The organism is Staphylococcus sp. GDY8P72P (assembly GCF_016890655.1).
GTDB lineage: Bacteria > Bacillota > Bacilli > Staphylococcales > Staphylococcaceae > Staphylococcus > Staphylococcus arlettae.
Map to the genome: position 1 here is coordinate 1 of NZ_JAFEQJ010000049.1, position 6,999 is coordinate 6,999.

9 protein-coding genes are annotated in these 6,999 nt (G+C 34.0%); all 9 read left to right on the forward strand.

Going from position 1 to position 6,999, the window contains the following annotated elements; translation table 11 throughout:
• Positions 1-1,256, forward strand: a 1,256-nt coding sequence (gene cch1, locus JVU85_RS13760) for a cassette chromosome replicative helicase (protein ID WP_204172874.1), incomplete at its 5' end; no start/stop codon positions are given.
• Positions 1,257-1,324: 68 nt separating this feature from the next.
• On the forward strand, positions 1,325-1,600 hold the full coding sequence (locus tag JVU85_RS13765; protein ID WP_044466491.1) for a recombinase family protein: 276 nt from the start codon (positions 1,325-1,327) through the stop codon (positions 1,598-1,600).
• 191 nt (positions 1,601-1,791) lie between these two features.
• Complete coding sequence (gene ccrA, locus JVU85_RS13770) at positions 1,792-3,141, forward strand: cassette chromosome recombinase CcrA (protein WP_204171017.1); 1,350 nt, start codon at positions 1,792-1,794, stop codon at positions 3,139-3,141.
• 20 nt (positions 3,142-3,161) lie between these two features.
• Entirely contained in the window at positions 3,162-4,790 is a 1,629-nt protein-coding gene (gene ccrB, locus JVU85_RS13775; protein ID WP_204171018.1) for a cassette chromosome recombinase CcrB, read from the forward strand.
• 472 nt (positions 4,791-5,262) lie between these two features.
• Positions 5,263-5,613, forward strand: coding sequence for an SAUGI family uracil-DNA glycosylase inhibitor (locus tag JVU85_RS13780; RefSeq protein ID WP_204171019.1), 351 nt, complete (start codon positions 5,263-5,265; stop codon positions 5,611-5,613).
• 84 nt (positions 5,614-5,697) lie between these two features.
• On the forward strand, positions 5,698-6,009 hold the full coding sequence (locus tag JVU85_RS13785; protein ID WP_069855724.1) for a DUF960 family protein: 312 nt from the start codon (positions 5,698-5,700) through the stop codon (positions 6,007-6,009).
• 19 nt (positions 6,010-6,028) lie between these two features.
• Positions 6,029-6,550: a DUF1643 domain-containing protein gene (locus JVU85_RS13790; RefSeq protein ID WP_204171020.1), complete on the forward strand. Its 522-nt coding sequence runs from the start codon at positions 6,029-6,031 to the stop codon at positions 6,548-6,550.
• 1 nt (position 6,551) lies between these two features.
• Complete coding sequence (locus JVU85_RS13795; protein ID WP_114604133.1) at positions 6,552-6,758, forward strand: hypothetical protein; 207 nt, start codon at positions 6,552-6,554, stop codon at positions 6,756-6,758.
• A complete protein-coding gene (locus JVU85_RS13800; RefSeq protein WP_204171021.1) occupies positions 6,751-6,996 on the forward strand; it encodes a JAB domain-containing protein in 246 nt (81 codons plus the stop codon). The genes JVU85_RS13795 and JVU85_RS13800 overlap by 8 nt, the downstream gene beginning before the upstream one ends.
• Positions 6,997-6,999: the final 3 nt, after the last annotated feature.

Below are 6,999 nucleotides of genomic sequence, written 5' to 3' on the forward strand. Positions count from 1 at the left end.
AGCTTGCTGTGATATTTGGTGCTTCTTCATTAGTGACTGCTTTCTTAAAATCAAAATATGAGGTTGAATTCACAGGTACTATTTTCTCATTTACTGGGAATTCTAGTACCGGAAAATCCACAGCGGCTGCTTTGGCAGTATCAATAGCTGGTAACCCTACCAAAGGTAACAATACACTGTTTAGATCATGGAATGGTACGAGAAATGCACTTGAAGGATACTTGAGTCAGAATTTTGGCTTACCTATTGTGTTAGATGAACTATCAGCTGCAACATTTAAAAGTACAACTGGTTTGCTCTATTCTATTGCTGAAGGCCAAGGGCGTCAACGAGCTAATATACATGGTGGTGTTAAAAGCTTGAAAAATTGGGGAACAAGTGTCATCAGTACAGCCGAACATAGTATTTTCAATAATAGTGCACGTAATGATGGATTAAATGTTCGTACCATTGAAATATCAGAAGCTTTTACGAGAAGTGCTGATAATGCCGATGCAATTAAAAAGGCAACATCAGCTAATTACGGTCATGTGATGCCATTAGTCGCCGAGTACCTACTTAATCGTGAAGCAGAAGTCATTCAATGGTTCCGAACTGAGCATCAATGGTTCAAAACGCAACTAGAAAATGAAACGAGCAATACAGGTATCCGCATGTTCAAGCGCTACGCCACCATTACGACTTCAGCACTAATATTAGAACGTGTAATCGCGACACCTATCGATCTGAATGCAGTTAGAGACTACCTCATTAACTATCATTTAGATTCTGTTAGTGAAAGAGATCTGTCTTCCAAAGCTCTCGAAACTATCACCCAATTTGTGGCACAAAATAGAGGAAAATTCTCGGAAGACAATAAACTCTCAAATATGATCGAAAATTACGGGCTTATTGAACTGAAAGATGATCATATTCAAGTCAAAATACTGAAAGATGTTTTTAAACATATGTTAGAAGAAAACCAATACCAAGATGTCAATAATGTTATCAATGCTTTGCGAGATAAAGGCTATATTCAATCTGACCCTAATCGAAAAACAACCAAACGCAGTGTCAAAGATACTCAAGGTAAATCAAAGACCATTGTGTTCTATCATCTTAAATTGGATAAAGAACTTGCCCCTATTTTTGGCTTAAGTTCCAATACAGAAACTTTCACACCATCGAAATTTGATAATAATACAAATCCAGATTTGCTTAATAATTTTATTAAACAAGCAAAAGAAAAAGAAGCAAGTGACGATTTAGAACTATAAATTTGAATATTATACCGCTACAACGCTCTATGCGTTGTAGCTCATTAAATCAACCGGAGGTATTAACTATGAATGTAGTTGCATTAGCACATAATATTACAGATGAAAGAGAAGTCTACTTAGACGAACCTATTGATACTGTAAAAGCATATTGTAAAGAACATGGTTATAAAATCACAAAAGATTATAACGACGATAACCAATTAATAAATGATATTAAACTGAAGCACGTCAAACCTAAACGTATCGTCTTTTGGGGCATTTATGAAGATTATCCTGAGTTGGAGCAAATCTGCTCAAAGCGAAAAATTGAATTCATTACAATATTTCCAAAGTTGGTATAACACTTTTACTACTATCAAAGTCAATTGGGAGGAAGAATATGGACGAATTAATCACATTACTTGCTGATTTAGTGATTGAAGAAATTAATCACGCTGATGACTAATAATAACGCCCAACACCAGCCAGGTGTTGGGCTTATCTATAAATTCGTTCATAAATATATATTATCACTTTGGAAGGAGGAAATAAGATGAAACAAGCAATTGGTTACTTACGTCAAAGTACACTCAAACAACAATCTCTAGCAGCACAGAAACAGACCATCAAAGCACTAGCCGAAAAACACAGTATTCAACACATTACCTTTTATAGCGATAAGCAATCAGGACGCACTGATAAGCGAAATGGTTATCAACAAGTTACTGAACTGATTCAACAAGGACAATGTAACGTATTATGTTGCTATCGTCTAAATCGACTTCATCGTAATTTGAAAAATGCATTAAAACTCATGAAATTGTGTCAAAAATACCATGTCCATATCTTAAGCGTTCATGATGGCTACTTCGACATGGATAAAGCATTCGATCGGCTCAAACTCAATATTTTCATCAGCTTGGCCGAACTAGAATCTGATAATATAGGCGAACAAGTCAAAAATGGAATCAAAGAAAAAGCGAAACAAGGTAAACTGATTACAACACATGCACCCTTTGGGTATCACTATCATAATGGTACTTTCACGATAGACACAGTAAAATCACCAACAGTAAAAGCTGTGTTCAATTATTACCTTCAAGGTTATGGTTATAAAAAAATTGCTCAATACTTAGAAGCTGATGATAAATTCATTAATCGCAAGCCCTATCAAGTACGTAATATTATCCTTAACCCTAATTACTGTGGCCGTGTTATCAATCAATACGGACAATATGAAAACATGTTCCCAGCTATTGTCAGTACAACGATATATGAGAAAGCTCAAGTTACCCGAACTCAGAAACAAGTAAAACGTAAGCCGTCAGAAAATCAACTCAAACAAAAAATCAAATGTCCCTATTGTCATTCGACACTCACAAACATGACTGTCCGAAAACCAGATCATTCATTGCGTTACTATGTCTGTCCGCAAAATATGAATAATGCTCGCTTTGTTTGTGAATTTAAAGGAATCAACGCACAAGAATTAGAAACAAGTGTTTTAGCGACTTGTCAGAACTTCTTTCAAAATCAACAGCTCTATTCAAAAATCAAACATGCTATTGAGAAACAGCTCAAAAAACAAAGGATGCATGATACTAGTAACACATTAACTCATGAAAAGCTCATTGAAAAATTAGCACAAGGAACAATTGATGTAGAAACATTCAGAGAACAATCTCAATCAATAAACCTACAGAAAAAGCCTATACAAGCAATAAGTGATATTCGGATAAAAGCATCACTACAAAAGGTTATACAGAAAAGTTTCACGTTAAACATGCTGCATCCCTATATTGATGAAATTCACATTACTAAAAACAAAGCCCTTGTTGGGATTTATTTCAAAAATGAACCATTGAACATTGTGAACCAAACCTCGCAATCATCGATTGTCTAACAAGAAAGGATGAAAAAATCATGCAACAACTCAAACAAAAACGTGTCGGTATCTATGTTCGTGTATCAACGGAAATCCAAAGTACTGAAGGCTATAGTATCGATGGACAAATCAATCAAATTCGAGAATATTGTGATTTCAATAACTTTGGTGTTGTAGATGTATACGCAGATAGAGGTATTTCTGGAAAATCTATGAACCGACCAGAACTACAACGTTTGTTAAAAGATGCGAACGAAGGTCATATCGATTCTGTTATGGTCTACAAAACAAACCGACTAGCACGTAATACATCAGACTTACTGAAAATTGTCGAAGATTTACATAAACAAAATGTCGAATTTTTCAGTTTGTCTGAACGTATGGAAGTCAATACGAGTAGCGGTAAGCTCATGTTACAAATACTTGCAAGCTTTTCTGAATTTGAAAGAAACAATATTGTCGAGAACGTATTCATGGGACAAACCCGACGTGCTCAAGAAGGCTATTATCAAGGCAATTTGCCATTAGGCTATGGTAAGATACCAGATAATAAACATGAACTCATGATTAATCAACATGAAGCCAATATCGTTAAATACATCTTTGAATCATATGCGAAAGGACATGGATATCGTAAAATTGCTAATGCACTTAATCATAAAGGTTATGTAACAAAGAAAGGTAATCCATTCAGTACATCAGCTATAGCATACATCCTTTCCAATCCTTTTTACATTGGTAAAATACAATTTGCGAAATATAAAGATTGGAATGAAAAGCGACGTAAAGGACTTAATGATAATCCTGTAGTAGCTGACGGGAAGCATTCACCTATCATTAGTCAAGAACTATGGGATAAAGTCCAATCACGCAAAAAACAGGTCAGTCAAAAACCTCAAGTTCATGGAAAAGGAACCAATCTATTAACGGGTATTATTCGCTGCCCACAATGTGGTGCACCAATGGCAGCTAGTAACACAACGAACACATTGAAAGATGGTACCAAGAAGCGAATACGCTATTATTCTTGTAGTAACTTTCGAAACAAAGGCTCAAAAGTATGTTCTGCGAATAGTGTTAGAGCTGAGGTGATTGAGAAATACGTTATGGATCAAATACTTGAAATTGTCAAAAGCGATAAAGTTCTCAAACAAGTTGTCGAACGTGTTAATCAAGATAGTCAAATTGATATGGCTGCACTTAACCATGATATCGCATATAAGCAACAACAATTTGATGAAATAAACACTAAACTAAAAAATCTAATTCAAACCATCGAAGACAATCCAGACTTAACATCTGCACTCAAACCAACCATTCATCAATATGAAACACAACTCAATGACATTACAAATCAAATGAATCAACTCAAGCACCAACAAAATCAAGAGAAACCATCTTATGATACGAAACAAATCGCTGCCCTATTACAACGAATATTTCAAAATATAGAATCCATGGATAAATCACAACTCAAAGCTTTGTACCTAACGGTTATTGACCGTATTGACATTCGTAAACATGAGAATCATAAAAAGCAATTCTACGTTACACTAAAACTTAATAATGAAATTATTAAACAACTTTTCAATAATAATAATCTAGACGAAGTGCTCCTCAGCACTTCGTCTTTGTTTTTGCCTCAAACACTCTACTTTCAAATCTAATATCTATGTACTGTCCTTTCGTCATTCAATAACACCCATCTAACGAACCTTTTCAACATACTAACAAGTCACAACTCAATGTGAAGCTTATATTGTATGACGAAAGAACATCCCAAAATATAATATGAACGGGATAGCAATGGGATTGGATAACTTCAAGTGACAGAAGGATTACGCAAGCGTAATCCCGAAATCCCATTATTATTTATAAATAAATAATATAAAAAGAAAAAGTAAGTCGTACTGACATCTACAAATCCAAATCATATATAAATATATAGCTATATTTCCCGAGAAATAAGCGGGATAATGGGATTTCCTTGTCATATCAACAATTATGATGATTTTCGATTGGGATATTTTCTGTATTTCAGTGGGATTTCTAAACGAAACAAACATTATTTCAAACTTATATTATCAAATTGATGTATCACATGCATACATCTATCAAACACATTAGGAGGTCATAACAATGACATTGGATCAACAACTCAAGCACTATATAATCAACTTATTCAATCTACCAAAAGACGAAAAATGGGAATGTGAATCTATCGAGGAAGTGGCAGATAATATCCTTCCTGATCAATATGTAAGACTTGGTCCACTCACCAACAAAATCCTTCATACGTATACTTACTACTCTGACAAACTTCATGAAAGGAATATATACCCCTTTATCCTCTACTATCAAAAACAACTCATTGCGATTGGTTATATTGATGAAACAAACGATATGGACTTCTTATATCTTCATAACACAGTTATGCCACTACTAGATCAAAGACACTTACTTGAAAAGGAGAATCATAATAATGAATAAATGGATACACATAGCTCAGATAAGCGTCACAGTCATTACGGAAGTTATTACAATAATGAAAGATATAGAAAAGGAGAAATGAGCATGGAACGTTATATTACACGTGGTATTGCCAATTACTTGCCAGCAATGTTACAGCAACAATTATGGAAACTTGTAGCGCAACGCGAAAACGAACAATTCAAGGAACTAGAAGAGATTGATTACTTTCATATTTTCCAGTTCAATATGCATAATAGTCAATTATACATCAAACATAAGCAAGAACGTCCAGAGTACGTAAAAATTCATAAGGCAAATTATTCAAAAGCTATCAATATTAATAAGGTCTACATTATCCGAGAAGATGATGTAGACCTTTCTTATTACGTCATGTTGTTACCTGAAGAATATTAAATAAAGGAGTTAGATAAAAATGAAATCAATCAAAAGTGTATTAGAAACCGAAGCGATATTTAGTGAGGATAAAATGCATCGTTATCTTCTCAAAAAAACTTGGAATATTGATAAAGAAGTACTCACAATTATAACGATGTACCCTCATTATGATGGCATTATTAATGTTGACCTTACAACACAACTTATTGTCAATAAAGTAGCTGAAAAAGATGAATATGGTGGCGTTAATTTTATAAATCTTTTTTCAAATATTGATACCCCCATTAATTTAAAACATATCGAAAACAGCCATGACAAGCACACGGATATTCACATTATGAAAGCTGTCAAAGAAGCCGATAGTGTTTTATTGGCTTGGGGTTCCTACGGAAAGAAATCCCTTGTGGAAAAACGAGTGAATGATGTATTAGACATGTTAAAACCTCACAGTAAGAAAATCAATATATTAACAAACCCTCAAACAAATGAAATCATGCATCCATTAAATCCATACGCTAGAAAGGCATGGACAATTAAACCATTAAAGGAGACTAAATAGAATGAATCAAACATGGAAAGAAGTATACCAATATTTAATACATCAACCACACATAGATGTTATTAAAGGCATTATCGCCTTTTCATCAAACATAAAAAATAATTCAGAATTAGATGAGCTATATTCCATTTATATGAATGATGATTCTATCACATCCATTGTTCACCCTGACTTAATAGAAAGTATAGAGGTTATCCATAATGAGTAGAAAAAGAATAGATATTGTCAAAGTCCAAATGATCAAAGAAGATACACTTTGGTATTTAAAAAGACGTATTGAAGAATCAAAAGATGCTACTGATATTATGCGTGACTTCATAGGAACCATTAATTTTGCGGTTATCCATCCTCGAGAAATATTTAAAACAGCCATATTAAGTAACGCAACGGGTATGATTATTGGCCATAACCACCCAAGTGGAGATGTCTTAAACATAGTATCCTAAACT

Coding starts and splice junctions, on each gene's coding strand:
- ccrB (WP_204171018.1), top strand. CDS start 3,162: ATGCAACAACTCAAACAAAAACGTGTCGGTATCTATGTTCGTGTATCA.
- JVU85_RS13765 (WP_044466491.1), top strand. CDS start 1,325: ATGAATGTAGTTGCATTAGCACATAATATTACAGATGAAAGAGAAGTC.
- ccrA (WP_204171017.1), top strand. CDS start 1,792: ATGAAACAAGCAATTGGTTACTTACGTCAAAGTACACTCAAACAACAA.
- JVU85_RS13800 (WP_204171021.1), top strand. CDS start 6,751: ATGAGTAGAAAAAGAATAGATATTGTCAAAGTCCAAATGATCAAAGAA.
- JVU85_RS13790 (WP_204171020.1), top strand. CDS start 6,029: ATGAAATCAATCAAAAGTGTATTAGAAACCGAAGCGATATTTAGTGAG.
- JVU85_RS13795 (WP_114604133.1), top strand. CDS start 6,552: ATGAATCAAACATGGAAAGAAGTATACCAATATTTAATACATCAACCA.
- JVU85_RS13780 (WP_204171019.1), top strand. CDS start 5,263: ATGACATTGGATCAACAACTCAAGCACTATATAATCAACTTATTCAAT.
- JVU85_RS13785 (WP_069855724.1), top strand. CDS start 5,698: ATGGAACGTTATATTACACGTGGTATTGCCAATTACTTGCCAGCAATG.